This window comes from Pseudomonas flexibilis, from assembly GCF_000806415.1.
Taxonomy (GTDB): domain Bacteria; phylum Pseudomonadota; class Gammaproteobacteria; order Pseudomonadales; family Pseudomonadaceae; genus Serpens; species Serpens flexibilis.
Genome location: NZ_JTAK01000001.1, coordinates 644,981 through 665,267 on the forward strand (window position 1 = coordinate 644,981; position 20,287 = coordinate 665,267).

A 20,287-nucleotide genomic window follows, 5' to 3' on the forward strand; every position below is an offset into this window, starting at 1 on the left:
CTTACTTAGCGAATGGTCGGGCCGATGAAACGGCTCTCGGCCTCGTTGTGGATGGTCTGATCGTCCGTTGCCTTGACGCGGAAGACGATGTTGTTGGTGCTGGACGGCAGCTTCTCCGGTTCGATGGACAGCTCGGCGGGGATGGACAGCACCTCTCCGGCGGCCACCTGCACTTGCTGGCGACCCTCGAACGCCAGGCCCGGCAGGCCGTCGACTTCGATCACGAAGGATTTGTCGACCTGCGCCTTGTTCATGATCTTCAGGGTGTAGACGTTCTCGATGTTGCCTTCCTCGTTCTCGCGGTACAGCACGCGGTCCTTGAGGACGTCGATCTGCACCAGCGGGCGGGCGGTGAGCGCCCAGGAGAACAGGCCCATCATGACCAGCAGTGCCACGGCATAGCCGACCAGGCGCGGACGCAGCAGATGCGTCTTCTGCCCGGACAGGTTGTGCTCGGTGGTGTAACTGATCAGGCCACGCGGGTAGCCCATCTTGTCCATGATGCTGTCGCAGGCGTCGATGCAGGCCGCGCAACTGATGCACTCGATCTGCAGGCCGTTGCGGATGTCGATGCCGGTCGGGCAGACCTGCACGCATACCGTGCAATCGATGCAGTCACCCAGGCCCTGGGCCTGATAATCGGCGCCCTTCTTGCGCGGACCACGCTTTTCGCCACGGTTGGCGTCGTAGGAAACGATCAGCGTGTCCTTGTCGAACATCACGCTCTGGAAGCGGGCGTAGGGGCACATGTAGATACACACCTGCTCGCGCAGGAAGCCGGCGCTGCCGTAGGTGGCCAGGGTGAAGAAGCCGATCCAGAAGGCGGCCCAGCCGTCGACGTTGAGGCTGAGCAGATCGGGAACCAGTTGGCGGATCGGGGTGAAGTAGCCGACGAAGGTGATGGCCACCAGCACGGCGACGGCCACCCAGATGGCGTGCTTGGCCACCTTGCGCAGCAGCTTGTTGGCGCTCATCGGCGCCTTGTCCAGCTTCATGCGCTGGTTGCGGTCGCCCTCGGTGACCTTTTCCGCCCACATGTACACCCAGGTGAACACGCTCTGCGGGCAGGTGTAGCCGCACCAGACGCGGCCGGCGAACACGGTGATGAAGAACAGGCCGAAGGCACAGATGATCAGCAGCCACGACAGCAGCATGAAGTCCTGGGGCCAGAAGGTGGCACCGAAGACGTGGAACTTGCGCTCGGGCAGGTCCCACCAGACGGCCTGACGACCATCCCAGTTCAGCCAGACCGTGCCGAAGAACAGAATGAAGAGGAACGCACCGCCGAAGCGGCGGATGTTGCGGAACACGCCGGTGAACGCTCGGGTGTAGATCTTCTCGCGTTTGGCGTAGAGGTCGACGTTTTCACCTTTGGCGGGTGTCACGTCACGAACGGGGATCTGCTCACTCATCATCAGGTACCACTTTGCGGGGTGGGGCTCCAGCCGATGCGTTGTCGGATGGAATCATTTGGCCTGCTGCCAATGGTACGCCTGATGTATGCGCTTTCGGTGCGACCCCGGGTCGCACCGAAAGTATTTTTCTTATTGAGCGTGAGCAGCTTGCTGCGACAGGCTGTACACGTAGGCGGCCAGCAGGTGCACCTTGTCATTGCCCAGGAAGGCTTCCTGGGCGGGCATCTGGCCGTTACGACCGTGACGGATGCTCTGCTGGACCTGGGCGAAGCTGGAACCGTACAACCATACGCGGTCGGTCAGGTTCGGAGCGCCCATGGCCTGCAAGCCCTTGCCGTCGGGGCCGTGACATACTGCGCAATTGGTCTGGTAGATCTTTTGACCTGCGGCAAGGTCCACGGCGATTCCTTCCGGCTGCTTCAGGTCGGCCAGGCTGCGCACGTAGGCGGCGGCGTTCTTGACGCCTTCTTCGCCGATCACGTCTTTCCAGGCCGGCATTGCGGCCTGGCGGCCGTGCAGGATGGTGGTCTTGATGGTTTCCGGATCACCACCGTACAGCCAGTCGTTGTCGGTGAGATTCGGGAAGCCATAGGAGCCCTTGGCGTCGGAGCCATGGCACACCGAGCAGTTGGAGGCGAACAGGCGGCTGCCCATCTTCAGGGCCTGCTCGTCCTGGGCGACTTCCTCCAGCGGCATGGCGGCGTACTTGGCGAACAGCGGGCCGTATTGCTCGTCGGCCTTGGCCATTTCCTTCTTCCACTGGTTCACGCCGGTCCAGCCATCTTCATAGCCGGGCAGGATGCCCTTGTAGTTGCCCAGGCCCGGGTAGAGCACCAGATAGCCCAGGGCGAAGATGATGGTGGCCACGAACAGCATGAACCACCAGCGCGGCAGCGGGTTGTCGTACTCTTCGATGCCATCGTAGCTGTGGCCGGTGGTTTCCTCGACGTTGTCGGGGCGCTGGCCCTTGCGGGTGGCGAACAGCAGCCAGGTCAGCGCGGCGATGGTGCCGAGGCTGAGGATGCTGATGTACCAACTCCAGAAACTGGTCATTCTTTGTTACTCCGGGAAGCTTCTTCGTCGCGCTTCTTGGGTTCGGACTCTTCGTCGGCGAAGGGCAGGTTGGCCGCTTCGTCGAAGCTCTTCCTGCGCTTGCTGTTGTAAGCCCAGAGAACCACGCCGATGAAGGCGATGAAGACGACCAGGGTGCCCAGGCCGCGAATGAGTCCGATATCCATAGTGCGTTACCGTTTGTTCGAGAGGGAGGTGCCGAGCACTTGCAGGTAGGCCACCAGGGCGTCCATTTCGGTCTTGCCCTTCACGGCTGCCTTGGCGCCTGCGATGTCCTCGTCGGTGTACGGCACACCCAGGGTGCGCAGTGCTTCCATCTTGGTGGCGGTGTCCTTGCCATCGAGACGGTTCTCCACCAGCCAGGGGTAGGAGGGCATCTTCGATTCGGGCACGACGTTGCGCGGGTTGTACAGGTGGGCACGGTGCCAGTCGTCGGAGTAACGACCGCCGACGCGGGCCAGGTCCGGACCGGTACGCTTGGAACCCCACAGGAACGGATGGTCCCAGACGCTTTCGCCGGCGACGGAGTAGTGGCCGTAGCGCTCGGTTTCCGCGCGGAACGGACGGATCATCTGGGAGTGGCAGCCGACGCAGCCTTCCTTGATGTAGATGTCACGACCTTCCAGCTGCAGGGCAGTGTAGGGCTTCATGCCTTCCACCGGCTCGTTGACCACGTCCTGGAAGAACAGCGGGACGATCTGGGTCAGGCCGCCGATGGCCACGGCAATGATCATGAACAGGGTCAGCAGACCGATGTTCTTCTCGAGTTTCTCATGGCTTTTCATCAGTGGGCTCCTTGGACCGTGAACTTCCCGGCCGCTTCGACTTCTTCAGGCTTGGCTGCGCGCACGGTCTGCCAGGTGTTGTAGGCCATCAGCAGCATACCGGCGACGAAGAACGCACCGCCCAGGGCGCGAATCATGAAGCCGGGGTGGCTGGCTTCCAGCGCTTCGACGAAGGAGTAGGTCAGGGTGCCGTCCTGGTTCACGGCGCGCCACATCAGGCCCTGGGTAATGCCGTTCACCCACATGGAGGCGATGTACAGCACGGTGCCGATGGTGGCCAGCCAGAAGTGGGTGTTGATCAGGGCGATGCTGTGCATCTGCTCGCGACCGAACACTTTCGGAATCAGGTGGTACAGGGAGCCGATGGAGATCATTGCCACCCAGCCAAGGGCGCCGGCGTGTACGTGACCGATGGTCCAGTCGGTGTAGTGCGACAGGGCGTTCACGGTCTTGATGGCCATCATCGGGCCTTCGAAGGTGGACATGCCGTAGAAGGCCAGGGAAACCACCAGGAAGCGCAGGATCGGGTCGGTGCGCAGCTTATGCCAGGCGCCGGAGAGGGTCATCATGCCGTTGATCATGCCGCCCCAGCTCGGAGCCAGCAGGATGACGGACATCACCATGCCGAGGGACTGGGCCCAGTCCGGCAGCGCGGTGTAGTGCAGGTGGTGCGGACCGGCCCAGATGTACAGGGTGATCAGCGCCCAGAAGTGCACGATGGACAGGCGGTAGGAGTAGACCGGACGGCCAGCCTGCTTCGGCACGAAGTAGTACATCATGCCGAGGAAGCCGGTGGTCAGGAAGAAGCCCACGGCGTTGTGGCCATACCACCACTGCACCATCGCGTCGGTGGCGCCGGAGTAGATGGAGTAGGACTTGAACCAGGTGACCGGGATTTCCAGGTTGTTGACGATGTGCAGCATCGCCGTGACCAGGATGAAGCCGCCGTAGAACCAGTTACCCACATAGATGTGCTTGCTCTGGCGCTTCATGATGGTGCCGAAGAACACGATCGCGTAGGACACCCAGACGATGGCCAGCAGAATGTCGATCGGCCACTCCAGCTCGGCGTATTCCTTGGAGCTGGTGAAGCCCTGCGGCAGGGTGATCACAGCCAGGACGATGACCGCTTGCCAGCCCCAGAAGGTGAAGGCGGCCAGGCCGTCGGAGATCAGACGGGTCTGGCAGGTGCGCTGGACCACGTAATAAGAAGTGGCGAACAGGGCGCAGCCACCGAATGCGAAGATCACTGCGTTGGTGTGCAGCGGACGCAGGCGGCCGAAACTCGTCCAGGGAAGGTCGAGGTTGAGTTCGGGCCACACCAGTTGCGCGGCGATGAACACACCTAGACCCATTCCTATGACCCCCCAGACCACCGTCATGATGGCGAACTGGCGGACCACCTTATAGTTATAAGCACTTTGGATTGCTGTACTCATTTGTAGGGGTTCCACGGTTAGAAGGCGCACAAGGCAAAAAACGGCGGCAGTATGGAGAAACCGGAAGGTCAATGCAAACGCGCCACCCTTTTGGCGGGGCTCGCAGAGGCCGGAAAATCAAGGGCTTACAGCGATGGTCGGAGTGTCGGAAGCGTGCGCGACGAACGGCGGAAAGCTGGAAGACCTCGGCTGCCTTCTTAGGCACGGCCAAGCGATGCGTGAAAAGGGTAACCGAATGGAGCGGGGGGCGGGGAAGGGCAGGCGTGCGGTGCGACATTCGGCCGCACGAAGGCGGCCGAATGTTTGTTACAGATCAAGGTCGGTGGCGGCGCTTATTTGCTGGCCACTTGCGCTTGCTTGGACAGGCTGTACACGTAGGCCGCCAGCAGGTGCACCTTGTCGTTGCCCAGGTAGGATTCCTGGGCCGGCATGACGCCGGTACGACCATGGCGGATGGTCTGCTGCAGCTGGGCCAGGCTGGTGCCATAGATCCAGCCGGCCGGGTGGGTCAGGTCGGGTGCGCCGAGCATGGCCATACCCTTGCCTTCCGGACCGTGGCAAGCCACGCAGGTGGTGGCGAACGCCTGCTTGCCGGCTTCCAGGTCAACCTGGGTGCCTTCCGGCAGCTTCAGGCCAGCCAGTTCCTGGCGCACATAGGCGGCCACGTTCTTCACGCCATCTTCGCCGATCACCGCGCCCCAGGCCGGCATCACGCCGGTGCGGCCGTGCAGGATGGAGGCCTTGATGGTCTCGGCATCGCCGCCCCAGCGCCAGTCGCTGTCGGCCAGGTTGGGGAAGCCCATCGAGCCCTTGGCATCGGAGCCGTGGCAGATGGAGCAGTAGGTGGCGAACATGCGGCTGCCCATTTTCAGAGCCTGCTCGTCCTGAGCGACTTCCTCCAGCGGCATGGCCGCATACTTGGCGAAGATCGGCCCGTACTGCTGGTCGGCACGCTGCATTTCGCGTTCCCACTGGCCAACGCTGGTCCAGCCATTTTCATAGCCGGGCAGGATGCCCTTCCAGTTGCCCAGGCCCGGATAGAGGGCCAGGTAAACGGCGCCGAAGACGATGGTGCCCACGAACAGCAGGAACCACCAGCGCGGCAGCGGGTTGTCGTATTCCTCGATGCCATCGAAGGAATGGCCCATCGTTTGATCAGTAATGCCCTTGGACTGTTCACTTTTGCGTGTCGCAAAAATCAGCCACAGCAGCGCCACTAGGGAGCCGAGGGTGAGCAGGGTGATATACCAGCTCCAGAAAGAAGTCATTCTTGGTTACTCCTAGAGACTTGCTGGTTGTGCAGGCCTTGCGGGTCATCGGCGAAGGGCAGCAGCGCGGCTTCGTCGAAGCTGCCGCGACGCTTGCTGTTGTAGGCCCAGAGGACCACGCCGATGAAGGCGACGAAGACCACCAGGGTGCCCAAGCCGCGAATTAGCCCGATTTCCATGCACCGTTACCGTTTGTTGGTGAGCGAGGTGCCAAGCACTTGCAGGTAGGCGACCACGGCGTCCATCTCGGTCTTGCCCTTGACGGCGTCGCGTGCGGTGGCGATGTCGTCGGCGGTATAGGGCACGCCGAGGGTACGCAGCGCCTGCAGCTTCTTGGCGGTGTCCTTGCCGTCCAGGGTGTTCTCTACCAGCCAGGGGTAGGCGGGCATGATCGACTCGGGCACGACGTTGCGCGGGTTGTACAGGTGGGCACGGTGCCAGTCGTCGGAGTAACGACCGCCGACGCGGGCCAGGTCCGGACCGGTACGCTTGGAGCCCCACAGGAACGGGTGGTCCCAGACGCTTTCGCCGGCGACGGAGTAGTGGCCGTAGCGCTCGGTTTCTGCGCGGAACGGGCGGATCATCTGCGAATGGCAGACGTTGCAACCTTCGCGGATGTAGATGTCACGGCCTTCGACCTGCAGGGCGGTGTAAGGCTTCATGCCGTCCACCGGCTCGTTGACCACGTCCTGGAAGAACAGCGGCACGATCTGCGTCAGGCCGCCGATTGCGACGGCGATGACCATGAAGATGGACAGCAGGCCGACGTTCTTCTCGAGAATTTCGTGTTTCATCAGTGGGCTCCTTCAACCGCATACTTCGCGGCGGCTTCCATCTCTTCAGGCTTGGCGGCGCGCACGGTTTTCCAGGTGTTGTAGGCCATCAGCAGCATGCCGGCGAAGAAGATGGCGCCCCCGATGGTCCGCACGACGAAGCCGGGGTGGCTGGCCACCAGGGTTTCGGCGAAGGAGTAGGTCAGGGTGCCGTCGGTGTTCACGGCGCGCCACATCAGGCCCTGGGCGATGCCGTTCACCCACATCGAGGCGATGTAGAGCACGGTGCCGATGGTGGCCATCCAGAAGTGGGTGTTGATCAGCGCGATGCTGTGCATCTCTTCGCGACCGAACACCTTCGGGATCAGGTGGTACAGGGAGCCGATGGAGACCATCGCAACCCAGCCGAGGGCGCCGGCGTGTACGTGACCGATGGTCCAGTCGGTGTAGTGCGACAGGGCGTTCACGGTCTTGATCGACATCATCGGGCCTTCGAAGGTGGACATGCCGTAGAAGGCCAGGGAAACCACCAGGAAGCGCAGGATCGGGTCGGTGCGCAGCTTATGCCAGGCGCCGGAGAGGGTCATCATGCCGTTGATCATGCCGCCCCAGCTCGGAGCCAGCAGAATCAGGGACATCACCATGCCGAGGGACTGGGCCCAGTCCGGCAGCGCGGTGTAGTGCAGGTGGTGCGGACCGGCCCAGATGTACAGGGTGATCAGCGCCCAGAAGTGCACGATGGACAGGCGATAGGAGTAGACCGGACGGCCAGCCTGCTTCGGTACGAAGTAGTACATCATGCCGAGGAAGGCGGTGGTCAGGAAGAAGCCCACGGCGTTGTGGCCATACCACCACTGCACCATGGCGTCGGTGGCGCCGGAGTACAGGGAGTAGGACTTGGTCCAGGTGACCGGCATCTCCAGGTTGTTGACGATGTGCAGCATCGCCACAACGATGATGAACGCGCCGAAGAACCAGTTACCGACGTACAGGTGTTTGACGTTGCGCTTCAGCAGGGTGCCGAAGAACACGATGCCGTAAACGACCCAGACCACGGCGATCAGGATGTCGATCGGCCATTCCAGTTCGGCGTATTCCTTGCCGCCGGTCCAGCCCAGGGGCAGGGAGATCGCGGCGAGCAGGATCACCAGCTGCCAGCCCCAGAAGGTGAACGCGGCCAGCTTGGGTGCGAACAGGGTGGTCTGGCAGGTGCGTTGCACGGTGTAGTAGGAGGTGGCGAACAGGGCGCAGCCACCGAATGCGAAGATCACTGCGTTGGTGTGCAGTGGGCGCAGGCGGCCGAAACTTGTCCAGGGGAGGTCGAGGTTCAGGGCGGGCCAAGCCAATTGGGCGGCGATCAGGACGCCGACAAGCATCCCGACGATGCCCCACACCACCGTCATGATGGCAAATTGGCGGACCACCTTGTAGTTATAGGCGGTACTGGTTGCTGTGTTCATGTATGGGCTTCCATCCACGGTTTTGGGCAGAGTGCTGCGTCTGCCATCTCCTGGAGGCCAGGAATCGACGGGTTTTGCAGCGGAGTGAAGGATGGTGAAACGCTATTGCCAGCATATTGACCCGGATCAATGTCCTCTCGGACCCGCCCGGGCGGCGGACGAAGCGGCATGGTTATGGACGAGACCGGCCGGGAGTCCACGTGCGACGCTGATCCTGGCCCATGGCGCGGGCGCGCCTATGGACAGCCCGTTCATGGAGGAGATCGCCCAGAGGCTAGGGGCGTGCGGGATTGCCGTGGTGCGTTTCGAGTTCCCCTACATGGCTGCGCGGCGCCTCGGTGGTACACGTCGCCCGCCGGATCCCCAGGCGCGTTTGCTGGACGCTTGGCGCGCGGTGCACGCCCAGGTGCGGCAACAGGTCACGGGGCCATTGGCCATCGGTGGCAAGTCCATGGGTGGGCGCATGGCCAGTCTGCTGGCTGATGAGTTGCGGGTCGACGCGCTGGTGTGCCTGGGCTATCCGTTCCATCCCGCAGGCAAGCCGGAGAAGACCCGCGTCGAGCACCTGGCGGAACTGCGCACGCCGACCCTCATCCTGCAAGGCGAGCGGGACGCGTTGGGATCACGGCCGGAGGTTGAAACCTATCGATTGTCGGCGAGCATCCGCCTGGACTGGCTGGCCGCCGCCGACCATGATCTGAAACCGCTCAAAAGCTCAGGCTTCACCCAGGCGCAGCATCTGCAGCACTGTGCCGAGGTGATCGCGGCTTTATTGTCGGGCAACTCCCGCTAGCGGTTGAAGCGCTCCACCAGGGCATGCTGGCCGCGCGCCGTGGCGGTCAGCTCCTTGCTCAGTTGCGCGGTGCCGGCCGCTTCGCCGGCGGTGCGCTCCGCCAGCAGGGCGATGGTGTCGATGTTGCGGTTGATTTCACCGGCGGTGGTGCTCTGTTGCTCCGCGGCGGTGGCGATCTGCCCGGCCATGTCGGCGATGCGGTGCACGGCTTCGCCGATGCCGGCCAGGGCGCGATCCGCATTCAGTACCTGGGCGACGCTGTCGTCGGCCTGGCGGCGACTGTCTTCCATGGCCTGCACGGCCTCTTCGGCGGTGCGCTGCAGCGTGGCGATCAGCTGGTGGATCTGTTCTGTGGAATCCGCGGTGCGCCTGGCCAGCAGGCGTACCTCGTCGGCCACCACCGCGAAGCCGCGGCCCATTTCGCCGGCGCGTGCCGCTTCGATGGCGGCGTTCAAGGCCAGCAGGTTGGTCTGGTCGGTGATGCCCTTGATGACATCAACCACGCCGCCGATTTCGCTGCTGTCCTGGGCCAGGCGCGCCACGGTGGCGCTGGAATGGCCGGCGGCCTGCGACAGCTGTTCGATGGCGCGGCTGGCCTGCTCGGCGATCAGGCGTCCCTGGTCGGCCAGCGCCTTGGCGTTGCGGGTGGCCTCGGCGGTCTGCCCGATGTGGCTGGCCACCTCGTGGGTGGCGCTGCTGAGCAGGCGGATCGATTCGGCGACACGCTCGGTTTCCCTCAGTTGGTTCTGCAGGCCGCTGGAGCTGTTCTGCGCCAACTGGTCGGCCTGGCTGGCCTGGCGGGTCAGCTGCTCTGCCGTGTCCTGCAGGCGGGTCAGGCAGGTCTGCAAATGCAGATGCTGGCTGATCATGGCCATTTCCAGCTGCGAGCTGATACCCAGGCCATCGGTGTACATGCGGGCGATCAGCGGATCGGCGATGCCCTGGCTCTTGGCCACGCCCAGCAGGTGGCGCGGGCCGCGGGTCTGCCAGTAGAGACCAGCCAGCCCCAGGGGAATGCTCAGCAGGGCGGCCAGGGCAAAGCCCCAGCCGCTGTTCAGCCAGGCGCCGACGGCGAAGCCGATCTGGCTGACCAGGATGAACGGCAGCCAGTTGAGCAGCACCGGTAGCCAGCGGGCCCGGCGAGGTACTGCCGGCTTGCCGCCGTTGATGCGTCGGTACAGGGCTTCGGCGCGGCGAATCTGCTCGCCACTCGGCTTGCTGCGCACGGACTCGTAGCCGACCACCTTGCCGTTTTCCAGGATCGGCACCACGTAGGCGTTCACCCAGTAGTGGTCGCCGGTCTTGCAGCGGTTTTTGACGATGCCCATCCACGGGCGCCCTGACTTGAGGGTTTGCCACATGTGCGCAAACACCGCCGGCGGCACATCCGGGTGGCGTACCAGGTTGTGCGGCGCGCGCTGCAGCTCCTCGCGGTTGAAGCCGCTGATCTGCACAAAGGCATCGTTGCAGTAGGTGATCTGACCTTTCAGGTCAGTGGTGGAAATCAGTCGCTGCTCGGCCGGGAAGGTGCGTTCGCGCTGAGTGACAGGCAAATTCTTGCGCATTCTGGGATCCATGCGGTGACGTAGTGTCCACCGGGGTAAAGTCATGACATGAGTAAATCGGCTGACGCCAAAAAAACATAAATGAATAAGTGTGCGCCAGAGTTCCTGACACTTCATTCATTCGGAATTGATCCTGGTCATGGACTTCCGAGGCGTTCGCGGAGAACGAAGTGCAGAATGCCGCCGTGCATGAAGTAATCCACTTCGTTCTGGGTGTCGATGCGACAAAGGACGGGGAAGCTGTCCTGCGAGCCGTCGCGGCGGGTGACGTCCACCGTCAGTTGTTGGCGGGGCGCCAGCGAGGCGGACAGGCCCCGGATGTTCAGCACTTCATCACCGGTCAGGCCCAGGCTGTGGCGATTCTGGCCGGCCATGAACTGCAGGGCCAGCACGCCCATGCCGATCAGGTTGGAACGATGAATGCGCTCGAAGCTTTCCGCGATCACCGCCTTGATGCCCAGCAGGTTGGTGCCCTTGGCCGCCCAGTCGCGGGAGGAGCCGGTGCCGTACTCTTGCCCGGCAATCACCACCAGTGGCACGCCTTCGCGCTGGTAGCGCATGGCCGCGTCGTAGATGGAGAGCTTCTCGCCGCCCGGATGATGCAGGGTGTAGCCGCCTTCCTCGCCCGCCAGCATCTCGTTGCGGATGCGGATGTTGGCAAAGGTGCCGCGCATCATCACTTCGTGATTGCCGCGCCGCGAGCCGTAGGAGTTGAAGTCCCGGGGCGCGATGCCCAGCGATTGCAGGTAGAGGCCGGCCGGCGAGGTGGCCTTGATGTTCCCGGCGGGGGAGATGTGGTCGGTGGTGATCGAGTCGCCAAACAGCGCCAGGATGCGCGCGCCGAGGATGTCCGCCGGTGGCTCCAGAGGCTGGTCGATGCGCTTGAAATAGGGCGGGTGCTGCACGTAGCTGGAGTGCGGGTCCCAGGCATAGGTGTCGCCGCTGGCCAGCGGCATGCTGCGCCAGGCCTCGTCGCCGCTGAACACGTCGGCATATTCGCGGCGGAACATCTCGCCTTCGACGGCGCCCACGGCGGCGGCCACTTCTGCGTCGCTGGGCCACAGGTCGCGCAGGTACACCGGCTGGCCCTGCGGGTCGTGGCCCAGTGGTTCGCTCAGCAGGTCGATGCGCGTGGTTCCGGCCAGAGCGAAGGCCACCACCAGCGGCGGCGAAGCCAGCCAGTTGGCCTTGACCTGGGGATGTACGCGGCCTTCGAAGTTGCGGTTGCCGGAAAGCACCGAGCAGACGATCAGGTCCTGGTCGGTGATGCACTGGGCAATGGGGTCCGGCAGCGGGCCCGAGTTGCCGATGCAGGTGGTGCAGCCATATCCGACCAGGTAGAACCCCAGTCGCTCCAGATAGGGCGTGAAGCCGGCCTTTTCCAGGTAGTCGGTCACCACCTTGGAGCCGGGCGCCAGCGAGGACTTCACCCAGGGCTTGCGCTGCAGGCCACGCTCCACCGCCTTCTTGGCCAGCAGTCCGGAGGCCATCAGCACGCTGGGATTGGAGGTGTTGGTGCAAGACGTGATGGCGGCAATGACCACCGCCCCGTGACGCAAGCCGAAAGACTCTCCCTGCACCGGAAATTCGCTCTGCATCTGCGCGCTCCGGCCGCTGGTTTCCAGCAGCAGATCGAAGCTGGCGCGCATGTCCGGAAGGTTGACGCGATCCTGCGGCCGTTTCGGGCCGGCCAGCGAGGGCTGCACGCTGTCCAGATCGAGGTGCAGGGCTTCGCTGAACTCGGGCTCGGGGCTGGCACTGTCGCGCCACAGGCCCTGGGCCCGACAGTAGGCCTCCACCAGGGCGATGCGCGACGCATCGCGACCGGTCAGGCGCAGGTAGTCGAGGGTGATCCTGTCCACCGGGAAGAAGCCGCAGGTGGCGCCATATTCCGGCGCCATGTTGCTGATGGTCGCGCGGTCGGCCAGCGGCAGGGCGTCCAGCCCGGGACCGTAGAACTCCACGAACTTGCCGACCACGCCATGCTTGCGCAGCATCTGGGTGACGGTGAGCACCAGGTCGGTGGCGGTCACCCCTTCGCGCAACCGACCGGTGAGCCTCACGCCCACCACCTCCGGAATCAGCATGGACACCGGTTGGCCGAGCATCGCCGCCTCGGCTTCGATGCCGCCCACGCCCCAGCCGAGCACGCCGAGGCCGTTGATCATGGTGGTGTGCGAATCGGTGCCCACCAGGCTGTCCGGGAAGGCCAGCATACGGCCGTCATCGGCCTCGCTGCGCACGACATCGGCCAGGTACTCGAGGTTGACCTGGTGGCAGATGCCGGTGCCCGGCGGCACCACGCGGAAGTTGGCGAATGCCTGCTGACCCCAGCGCAGGAAGGCATAGCGTTCGGCGTTGCGCTGCATCTCGATGGCCACGTTGTCGGCAAACGCGCTCGGATCGGCGAAACGGTCGACCATCACCGAGTGGTCGATGACCAGGTCCACGGGGATCTGCGGGTTGATCTGCCGGGGATCGCCGCCCGCCCTGGCCGTGGCGTCGCGCATGGCGGCCAGGTCGACCACCGCCGGCACGCCGGTGAAGTCCTGCATCAGCACCCGTGCCGGCCGGTACTGGATCTCGTGCTCCGAGCGGCGCTCGCGAAGCCAGTCGGCGATGGCCTGGCAGTCCTCCCGGCGTACCGTCCGGCCATCCTCCCAGCGCAGCAGATTCTCCAGCAGCACCTTGAGCGAGAGCGGCAGGCGTGCGATATCACCCAGGCTGTTCCCGGCCTCCGGCAGGCTGTAGTAGTGATACGTGTGCTTGCCGACCTGCAGGGTGCGGCAACAATTCAGGCTGTCCAGGGCTGGCATGGTGTGATCCTTGGAAGTCGTGCCACGGGTTCTGCTCTGGACCGACCGGGCGGGCCAAGGGTTCCCGCGCGGCTCACGAGCGCGGCGGTGTGGGCGGCATGGGTGCTGCCCAGTAGGTCTGCTTGTGGCCGCGGGCCTGGTAGTCGCGGGCCAGGTGTTCGGCCTCGGCCCGGGTCAGGCGTTCGCGCACCAGGCATTCGTTGCCGTTGTCATCCAGACGCTTGACGCACCAGTCGCGCATGACGTTCCTCCGGCTGGGCGTAATGCCCGCTTTGCGCCACAATAGCCGCCTGTTTCCGGAGTATCACGATGTCCCTGCAACCCGACGCGATTCTCGACGCCAGCGGGCTGAACTGCCCCGAACCGGTGATGATGCTGCACAACAAGGTGCGCGACCTGCAGGCCGGCGGCCTGCTGCAGGTCATTGCCACCGATCCCTCGACCCGTCGTGACATCCCCAAGTTCTGCGTGTTTCTTGGCCATGAGCTGGTCGAGCAGCGCGAGGATGCCGGCCAGTTCCTCTACTGGATTCGCAAGAAGGCCGATTGAGCTGCCGACACGGGCTATTCCTGTGTCGGTGCCATCCGGTGGATCGCGCGGCCTGCGCGCACATGCAGTCGCCAGCCGAGCATCAGCGCCGCGCAGCTCAGGCCGACGATCAGGCCCTGCCATAGGCCTGCCGGGCCGCTGGGGGCGCCGAGCAGGTCGGTGAGCCCCAGCAGGTAGCCCACCGTCAGACCGATGCCCCAGTAGCTGGGCAGGGTGATCAGCATCACCGCCCGAGTGTCCTGATAACCACGCAAGGCGCCAGCGGCGGAAACCTGTATGCCGTCGGAAAACTGGAAGAGCGCGGCATAGATCAGCAGGGTGCTGGCCAGGGCGACCACCGCCGGGTCCGGCGAGTAGAACCCGGCAATCTGCTCGCGAAATACCATCATCAGCATGGCCGAGAAGCAGGCGTAGCTCAGTGCCACGCCGATCCCCAGGGCCGCGGCGAAGCGTGCGTCGCGTGGCGCGTTGCGGCCCAGGGCCTGGCCCACGCGCACGGTGACCGCCATGCCCAGGGACAGGGGCACCATGAACACCAGCGACGAGATGCTGAGGGCGATCTGATGGCCGGCCACCACGGTGTCACCGAGGCTGCCGATCAGCAGGGCGATGACCGAGAAGATGCTCGACTCGGCAAAGATGGCGATTCCGATCGGCACGCCCACCGCCAGCAGTGCTCGGATCAGTGGCCAGCGTGGGCGCTCGAAATGCTTGAACAGTTCGCTGAAGCGGTAGATGGGCGAGCGGTTGACCCAGGTGAGCATGGCCGCCAGCATGGCGATCATCACCAGCCCGGTAGCCCAGCCGCAGCCCACGCCGCCCAGGGCGGGCAAGCCCAGCTTGCCGTGGATGAGCACATAGTTGAGCGGGATGTTAACCAGCAGGCCCAGCAGGCCGATGATCATGCTCGGCAATGTGTGGCTCAGGGCGTCGCTGTAGCAGCGCAGCACCTGGTAGACGGCGGCGGCGGGAAAGCCGAACGCTACCCCCTGCAGATAGCCGAGGGTGGGCTCGATCAATCCGGGGTCGACCTGCATGGCATTCAGCACGGGCCTGGCCTGGGTCAGTAGAAATGCGAACAGCAGGCCAATCGCCAATCCCAGCCAGAGCGCCTGGCGCACCAGCGGCCCGATTTCTGCCAGCTTGCCGGCGCCGAAGCGATGGGCCACCTTCGGGGTGGTTGCCATCAGGATGCCGGTCATCAGCAGGTAGAGGGGAATCCAGACGGAGTTGCCCAAGGCCACGGCCGCCAGGTCGGCGGCGCTGACCCGGCCAGCCATCACGGCATCGACGGCGCCCATGGCGGTATGCGCCACCTGGGCGATGATGATGGGAGTAGCGAGGGCGAGCAGTGCGCTCAGTTCGTGCCCGACGCGGGAAACGCGGTTCATATGGCTCATGGGACGGCGACAGGGAAAAGGCGGGGATTCTACGCCGCGCACCCAGGCGAAGAAAGGGTAGGGGTCGCAAGGGCAAAGGACTAAACTGGCGCCCCCTCCGAGGAGTCCGAGCATGCGCATTCTTGCCGACGAAAACATACCCCTGGTCGAAGCCTTCTTCGCCGAATTCGGCGAGATCCGCCGTCAGCCGGGGCGCGCGTTCAGCGCTGATGCCCTGGCCGAAGCCGATGTGCTGCTGGTGCGCTCGGTGACCCGGGTGGATGCCGCCTTGCTGCAGGGTAGCCCGGTGCGCTTCGTCGGCACCTGCACCATAGGCACCGACCACCTCGACCTCGATCATCTGGCCGCCGCCAACATTGCGTGGGCCAGCGCGCCGGGCTGCAATGCCCGTGGAGTGGTGGATTACGTGCTGGGCAGCCTGCTGGCGCTGGCCGAGGTGGCGGGCTCGCCACTGCGGGAGCGCTGCTACGGAGTGGTGGGCGCCGGTCAGGTGGGTGCGCGGCTGGTGGAGGTGTTGCGCGGGCTGGGTTGTCGGGTGCTGGTCTGCGACCCGCCGCGCGCGGAGCGCGAGGGTGGCGATTATGTCGATCTGGACGAGGTGCTGGCGCAGTGCGATGTAATCAGTCTGCATACACCGCTCACCTCGGCAGGCCGGTGGCCGACGCGCCATCTGCTGAATGCCGAGCGGTTGGCCCGGCTGCGTCCCGGCAGTTGGCTGATCAATGCCAGCCGCGGCGCGGTGGTGGACAACCAGGCCCTGCATGCGCTGCTCCTGCAGCGGCCCGATGTCGAGGCGGTGCTGGATGTCTGGGAGGGTGAGCCGCTCGTGGATGTGGCACTGGCCGAGCGATGCCGGATCGCCACCCCCCACATCGCGGGCTACAGCCTGGAAGGCAAGGCACGCGGCACTGCACAGATCTACCGCGCGCTCTGCGCACACCTGGGCATGCTGGCACCGCTGGAGCTGGAGGCGCTATTGCCCGAGCCCTGGCTACCGCAATTGACCCTGCACGCCGGTGCGGACCCCGACTGGGCGCTGTCTGCCCTGTGTCGGGCCGTCTACGATCCGCGGCGCGACTCCGCCGATTTTCGGCGCAGCTTGAGAGGCGACGAGGACATGCGCCGCGCCGGCTTCGACGCGCTGCGCAAGCATTATCCGCCACGCCGGGAAATCGATGGCCTCAGGGTCGAGTTGCTGGGCCAGGCCCCGCAACTGGCTGCGCTGGTTCGTGCGCTGGGGGCCAGGCTGGTCTGAGCCTCACCCCTGGGTGGGCTCATCCTCATCGGGCTCCTGATCGAGGGCGCGGCAGGCCTGCTGGATCATGGCTTCGGTGATGGGTACTTCGCGTCCCTGCTCATCGATCACTGCACACGCAAAGCAGTCGGCGGGGAGGTGGGTGGGTACAGGCTGGGTGGCGTTGTTGTTCAGGTTCATGTGTCCATCTCCTGGTCGCTGGATTCCATAGCTTGTTCAATCTAGATGAAATCCAGATGACGACCAGGGCGGGCGGACGGGATACCGCCCGCCCACGAGACTTTAGTAGTACTCGCAGAGGTAGGCGGTATCCACGGCGACCTTTAGCTGGAACTTGCTGTTGGCCGGTACGCTGAACTGGCTGCCGGCCTCGAAGGTTTCCCAGGCTTCACTGCCTGGCAGGCGCACAGTGAGGGCGCCGGCCACGACCTTCATGATTTCCTTCTGGCTGGTGCCAAACTCGTACTCGCCGGGTGCCATCACGCCGACGGTGGCAGGGCATTCGGCCTGTTCGAAGGCGATGGATTTGACCTTGCCGTCGAAGTATTCGTTGACCTTGAACATGGGGCGTTTCCTATACGGAAAAAAGGGCGCGCCAGTATGCCGAAGCGTCCGATCGGCGTCACCGGGTTCCCGTGTTTAATGCGGCAGGGCCAGGGGTAGCAGGCGTGCGGCGTTGCGTGCGTCTTCCAGGGCGCGGTGCTGGCGGCCCTGGAAATGCATGCCGGCCAGCATCAGGGCCATGTTCAGACCGACCGGGCGGGTCAGCTGTCGACTGCTGGCGAAGGACTGCTTGAGGTTCAGGTGGGGAAACTGCTGAAGGCGGCTTTGCAGGCCTTGCGCCTGCCATTCCTGCTCGAGCTGGCGGCGGTCGTAGTCGCCCCAACTGGCCCAGCCAGCCAGGCGGGAGCCTTGGGCCAGCAGCCAGCTTTCGAAGGCCGGCCAGAGTTGCGCGAGGGTCCGGGCGCTGTCGATCTGCTGCTGGCCGATATGCGTGAGGTCCTTGCAGAAGCTCGTCAGGCAGGGGCGCCGCAGCGGTCGGACATAGCGCTGGAAATGGGCGACTTCGTGGCCCTCGCTGGTGGCGAGGGTGGCGCCGATCTCGATGATCTCCATGTCTCGCAGTGGCCAGCCACCTTCATCCGTGGTGGCTTCCAGGTCGATAACCAGCCAATGTCGCATACGTCCTCCATCGGGCTGGCCGGAGTATGGCGGTGTCGGTCCCGGTCGGCAAATCGACCAAGGGTGGGGCTGATCGGCTGGATGCAATGCCTGTGACAACGGATGGGCTGGCAGTAAAATCGCGGCCCCCTCTGTTCGAGTGTCGAGTAGTCATCGTCATGAAATGCCGTGCAGGTTGCGGCGCTTGCTGCATAGCCCCCTCCATCAGCTCGTTCATTCCCGGCATGCCGCGTGGCAAAAAGGCCGGTGAGCGATGTATTCACCTGAGCGAGGCAGGCCTCTGCGCGCTGTTCGGAAAGCCGGAGCGGCCACGCGTGTGTTCGGCCTTCGAGGCTGACGAGGCATTCTGCGGGGAAACCGCCGAGCAGGCGATTCAGCTTCTGGGCTGGCTGGAGCAGTCCACTGCCTGAGCCCCCCACAACGAAAAGGAGAGAAATCATGCTCGTGTCTACGTGCAGGCCCCTGATGCTGGGGTTGTCCCTGGTGTTGTTCGGTGGCGCGGTGAGCGCTCAGGATTGGGAGCTGGTGAAGGACGAGCAGGGGATCAGGGTCTACCTGGCTGCGGTGCCTGGTTCTGCCTACAAGGCCTATCGAGGCGAGACGGTCATTCGGGCAAGCATGGCCCGGATTCGTGCACTGCAGGAAGACGTTCAGGGTTCCTGTGCGTGGATCCATCAATGCAAGGCGCAGCAAATGATCCGGCGGGAAGGCAGCAAAGCCTGGACGCACACCTATTTCAGCACGCCCTGGCCGGTTACCCCGCGTGACTCCGTGATCGAGGTGACCACCGAGGAGGAGGGCGGTACTCTGGTGCGCCATCTAAAAGGCGTGCCAGACATGCTCCCGGAAGAAAAGGGCTATGTGCGTGTGACCCGTGTCGAGGGTTACTGGCGTTTGGAGCCGTTGGACGGTGGGCTGGTGAAGGTGACGTATCAGCTGTATAGCGAGCCGGGTGGCAGCGTGCCCTCCTGGCTTGCCAATAGTTTCGTGATCGATGCCCCGTTCAACACGCTCAACGGGTTGCGCAGTCTGGCGGAAAGCGCTCGTTAAAGGGTGGGGTGCCGAAAGCAGAAAAGGCTGCCCATGGGCAGCCTTTTCTTTTGGCGTCCGAGCGATCAGCCGCGCTGGTTCAGCGGAGCGAAGTCGCGACGCTCGTGGCCAGTGTAGAGCTGGCGCGGGCGACCGATCTTCTGGCCGCTTTCGATCATTTCCTTCCAGTGCGAGATCCAGCCCACGGTACGGGACATGGCGAAGATCACGGTGAACATGCTGGTCGGAATGCCGATGGCCTTCAGGATGATGCCGGAGTAGAAGTCCACGTTCGGGTACAGGTTGCGCTCGGCGAAGTAGGGGTCCTTCAGCGCAATCTCTTCCAGCTTCATCGCCAGTTCCAGCTGCGGGTCATTGATACCCAGCTCGCCCAGAACCTCGTCGCAGGTCTGCTTCATGACCTTGGCGCGCGGGTCGAAGTTCTTGTACACGCGGTGGCCGAAGCCCATCAGCTTGAACGGATCGTTCTTGTCCTTGGCCTTGGCCAGGAACTTGTCGATGTTCGAAACGTCGCCGATCTCGTCCAGCATGGTCAGCACGGCTTCGTTGGCGCCGCCGTGGGCCGGTCCCCACAGGGCAGCGATGCCGGCAGCGATACAGGCGAACGGGTTGGCGCCCGTGGAGCCAGCCAGACGAACGGTGGAAGTCGAGGCGTTCTGCTCGTGGTCCGCATGCAGGATGAAGATGCGGTCCATGGCCTTGGCCAGCACCGGGCTGATCGGTTTGATCTCGGCCGGGGTGTTGAACATCATGTGCAGGAAGTTTTCCGCGTAGTTCAGGTCGTTACGCGGATACATGATCGGCTGGCCGATCGAATACTTGTACGCCATGGCCGCGATGGTCGGCATCTTGGCGATCAGGCGGTGTGCGGAAATCTCGCGGTGCTGCGGATTGTTGATGTCCAGCGAGTCGTGGTAGAACGCCGACAGGGCGCCAACGATGCCGCACATCACGGCCATCGGGTGAGCGTCGCGACGGAAGCCGTTCAGGAAGGACTTCAGCTGCTCGTGAACGATGGTGTGGTTCTTGATGGTGTTGACGAATTTGGCCTTCTGCTCGGCATTCGGCAGCTCGCCGTTGAGCAGCAGGTAGGCGGTTTCCAGGTAATCGGACTTTTCCGCCAGTTGTTCGATCGGATAGCCGCGGTGCAGCAGGACGCCCTTGTCGCCGTCGATATAGGTGATCTTCGACTCGCAGGAAGCGGTGGACATGAAACCGGGATCGAAAGTGAATTTGCCCGTGGCTGTCAGGCTGCGGACGTCGATGACGTCGGGCCCGATGGTACCGCTTAGGACGGGCAGTTCTACGGGGGCGGCGCCCTCGATGATCAACTGCGCTTTTTTGTCAGCCATGAGTGGCCTCCTGGTTATGCTTGGAATCATCAGCAGCCCCCCATGCAGGGCCGGCATCACTATAGAGCGATAAACTTGAATGTCAATTTGCGTAACCCCTGAAAAATGAAGGGG

22 protein-coding genes and 1 pseudogene are annotated in these 20,287 nt (G+C 64.0%); 5 read left to right on the forward strand and 18 right to left on the reverse strand.

Translation table 11 applies throughout. From position 1 onward, the window contains the following. Window positions 1–5: 5 nt before the first annotated feature. The 9 genes from ccoG to ccoN (PT85_RS03140) form a co-directional block, all read right to left on the reverse strand. The gene (ccoG, locus tag PT85_RS03100) at window positions 6–1,412 is read right to left on the reverse strand and encodes a cytochrome c oxidase accessory protein CcoG (RefSeq protein ID WP_027589832.1); all 1,407 of its coding nucleotides are present in this window, start codon (window positions 1,410–1,412) and stop codon (window positions 6–8) included. 132 nt (window positions 1,413–1,544) lie between these two features. Next, entirely contained in the window at window positions 1,545–2,468 is a 924-nt protein-coding gene (ccoP, locus tag PT85_RS03105) for a cytochrome-c oxidase, cbb3-type subunit III (RefSeq protein WP_039605887.1), read from the reverse strand. Further along, window positions 2,465–2,653, reverse strand: a complete 189-nt coding sequence (locus PT85_RS03110) for a CcoQ/FixQ family Cbb3-type cytochrome c oxidase assembly chaperone (protein ID WP_027589830.1) — start codon at window positions 2,651–2,653, stop codon at window positions 2,465–2,467. The genes ccoP (PT85_RS03105) and PT85_RS03110 overlap by 4 nt, the downstream gene beginning before the upstream one ends. Before the next feature lie 6 nt (window positions 2,654–2,659). After that, window positions 2,660–3,271: a cytochrome-c oxidase, cbb3-type subunit II gene (gene ccoO / locus PT85_RS03115; protein WP_039561526.1), complete on the reverse strand. Its 612-nt coding sequence runs from the start codon at window positions 3,269–3,271 to the stop codon at window positions 2,660–2,662. After that, window positions 3,271–4,710 (reverse strand): cytochrome-c oxidase, cbb3-type subunit I, encoded by a 1,440-nt coding sequence (ccoN, locus tag PT85_RS03120; RefSeq protein ID WP_039561524.1) that lies wholly within the window; start codon window positions 4,708–4,710, stop codon window positions 3,271–3,273. Before ccoN (PT85_RS03120) ends, ccoO (PT85_RS03115) begins: the two co-directional genes overlap by 1 nt. 332 nt (window positions 4,711–5,042) lie before the next feature. Then, window positions 5,043–5,978 carry a cytochrome-c oxidase, cbb3-type subunit III gene (gene ccoP, locus PT85_RS03125; protein WP_039605888.1) on the reverse strand — a complete coding sequence of 312 codons (936 nt, stop codon included), beginning with the start codon at window positions 5,976–5,978 and terminating at the stop codon, window positions 5,043–5,045. Next, window positions 5,975–6,157, reverse strand: coding sequence for a CcoQ/FixQ family Cbb3-type cytochrome c oxidase assembly chaperone (locus tag PT85_RS03130; RefSeq protein ID WP_027591501.1), 183 nt, complete (start codon window positions 6,155–6,157; stop codon window positions 5,975–5,977). The genes ccoP (PT85_RS03125) and PT85_RS03130 overlap by 4 nt, the downstream gene beginning before the upstream one ends. Window positions 6,158–6,163: 6 nt before the next feature. Then, window positions 6,164–6,772, reverse strand: a complete 609-nt coding sequence (ccoO, locus tag PT85_RS03135) for a cytochrome-c oxidase, cbb3-type subunit II (RefSeq protein WP_039561521.1) — start codon at window positions 6,770–6,772, stop codon at window positions 6,164–6,166. Further along, window positions 6,772–8,211: a cytochrome-c oxidase, cbb3-type subunit I gene (gene ccoN, locus PT85_RS03140; protein WP_039561520.1), complete on the reverse strand. Its 1,440-nt coding sequence runs from the start codon at window positions 8,209–8,211 to the stop codon at window positions 6,772–6,774. Before ccoN (PT85_RS03140) ends, ccoO (PT85_RS03135) begins: the two co-directional genes overlap by 1 nt. A gap of 91 nt (window positions 8,212–8,302) precedes the next feature. On the opposite strand from ccoN (PT85_RS03140), the gene PT85_RS03145 reads away from it, so the two are divergent. Beyond that, complete coding sequence (locus PT85_RS03145; RefSeq protein ID WP_139182043.1) at window positions 8,303–9,004, forward strand: alpha/beta family hydrolase; 702 nt, start codon at window positions 8,303–8,305, stop codon at window positions 9,002–9,004. Here PT85_RS03145 and PT85_RS18465 read toward each other — a convergent pair. From PT85_RS18465 to PT85_RS18140, 4 genes and pseudogenes are all read right to left on the reverse strand, one after another. Further along, window positions 9,001–9,918: a methyl-accepting chemotaxis protein gene (locus tag PT85_RS18465; RefSeq protein WP_407681071.1), complete on the reverse strand. Its 918-nt coding sequence runs from the start codon at window positions 9,916–9,918 to the stop codon at window positions 9,001–9,003. The two genes, PT85_RS03145 and PT85_RS18465, sit on opposite strands and share 4 nt — an antisense overlap. Before the next feature lie 321 nt (window positions 9,919–10,239). Then, window positions 10,240–10,686 (reverse strand): annotated as a pseudogene (locus tag PT85_RS18470) (PAS domain-containing protein); the annotation flags it as partial. A 20-nt stretch (window positions 10,687–10,706) separates the two neighbouring features. Beyond that, window positions 10,707–13,385, reverse strand: a complete 2,679-nt coding sequence (gene acnA, locus PT85_RS03155; protein ID WP_039605890.1) for an aconitate hydratase AcnA — start codon at window positions 13,383–13,385, stop codon at window positions 10,707–10,709. A gap of 73 nt (window positions 13,386–13,458) precedes the next feature. Further along, window positions 13,459–13,626: a hypothetical protein gene (locus tag PT85_RS18140; protein WP_169745306.1), complete on the reverse strand. Its 168-nt coding sequence runs from the start codon at window positions 13,624–13,626 to the stop codon at window positions 13,459–13,461. A gap of 68 nt (window positions 13,627–13,694) precedes the next feature. On the opposite strand from PT85_RS18140, the gene tusA reads away from it, so the two are divergent. Further along, window positions 13,695–13,934 (forward strand): sulfurtransferase TusA, encoded by a 240-nt coding sequence (gene tusA / locus PT85_RS03160; RefSeq protein ID WP_027590101.1) that lies wholly within the window; start codon window positions 13,695–13,697, stop codon window positions 13,932–13,934. 14 nt (window positions 13,935–13,948) lie between these two features. On the opposite strand, the gene PT85_RS03165 is transcribed toward tusA, so the two are convergent. Continuing rightward, complete coding sequence (locus PT85_RS03165; protein ID WP_039561513.1) at window positions 13,949–15,334, reverse strand: MATE family efflux transporter; 1,386 nt, start codon at window positions 15,332–15,334, stop codon at window positions 13,949–13,951. A gap of 112 nt (window positions 15,335–15,446) precedes the next feature. Between PT85_RS03165 and pdxB the strand changes: the two genes are divergently transcribed. Then, window positions 15,447–16,589 carry a 4-phosphoerythronate dehydrogenase PdxB gene (gene pdxB, locus PT85_RS03170; RefSeq protein ID WP_039605891.1) on the forward strand — a complete coding sequence of 381 codons (1,143 nt, stop codon included), beginning with the start codon at window positions 15,447–15,449 and terminating at the stop codon, window positions 16,587–16,589. Window positions 16,590–16,592: 3 nt separating this feature from the next. Here the strand turns inward: pdxB and PT85_RS18145 are convergent, their stop codons facing one another. The 3 genes from PT85_RS18145 to PT85_RS03180 all read right to left on the reverse strand — a co-directional run bounded on the left by PT85_RS18145 (window position 16,593) and on the right by PT85_RS03180 (window position 17,771). Continuing rightward, the gene (locus tag PT85_RS18145; RefSeq protein WP_169745305.1) at window positions 16,593–16,769 is read right to left on the reverse strand and encodes a PA1571 family protein; all 177 of its coding nucleotides are present in this window, start codon (window positions 16,767–16,769) and stop codon (window positions 16,593–16,595) included. Window positions 16,770–16,871: 102 nt separating this feature from the next. Further along, window positions 16,872–17,153 carry a pyrimidine/purine nucleoside phosphorylase gene (gene ppnP / locus PT85_RS03175; RefSeq protein WP_027590098.1) on the reverse strand — a complete coding sequence of 94 codons (282 nt, stop codon included), beginning with the start codon at window positions 17,151–17,153 and terminating at the stop codon, window positions 16,872–16,874. Window positions 17,154–17,228: 75 nt separating this feature from the next. Next, a complete protein-coding gene (locus tag PT85_RS03180) occupies window positions 17,229–17,771 on the reverse strand; it encodes an exonuclease domain-containing protein (protein WP_039605892.1) in 543 nt (180 codons plus the stop codon). Between the two features lie 158 nt (window positions 17,772–17,929). Between PT85_RS03180 and PT85_RS03185 the strand changes: the two genes are divergently transcribed. Then, the gene (locus tag PT85_RS03185; protein WP_027590096.1) at window positions 17,930–18,181 is read left to right on the forward strand and encodes a YkgJ family cysteine cluster protein; all 252 of its coding nucleotides are present in this window, start codon (window positions 17,930–17,932) and stop codon (window positions 18,179–18,181) included. A gap of 28 nt (window positions 18,182–18,209) precedes the next feature. Continuing rightward, on the forward strand, window positions 18,210–18,821 hold the full coding sequence (locus PT85_RS03190) for an START domain-containing protein (RefSeq protein WP_051587387.1): 612 nt from the start codon (window positions 18,210–18,212) through the stop codon (window positions 18,819–18,821). Window positions 18,822–18,886: 65 nt separating this feature from the next. On the opposite strand, the gene gltA is transcribed toward PT85_RS03190, so the two are convergent. Then, on the reverse strand, window positions 18,887–20,173 hold the full coding sequence (gene gltA / locus PT85_RS03195; RefSeq protein WP_027590094.1) for a citrate synthase: 1,287 nt from the start codon (window positions 20,171–20,173) through the stop codon (window positions 18,887–18,889). Between the last annotated feature and the right edge of the window lie 114 nt (window positions 20,174–20,287).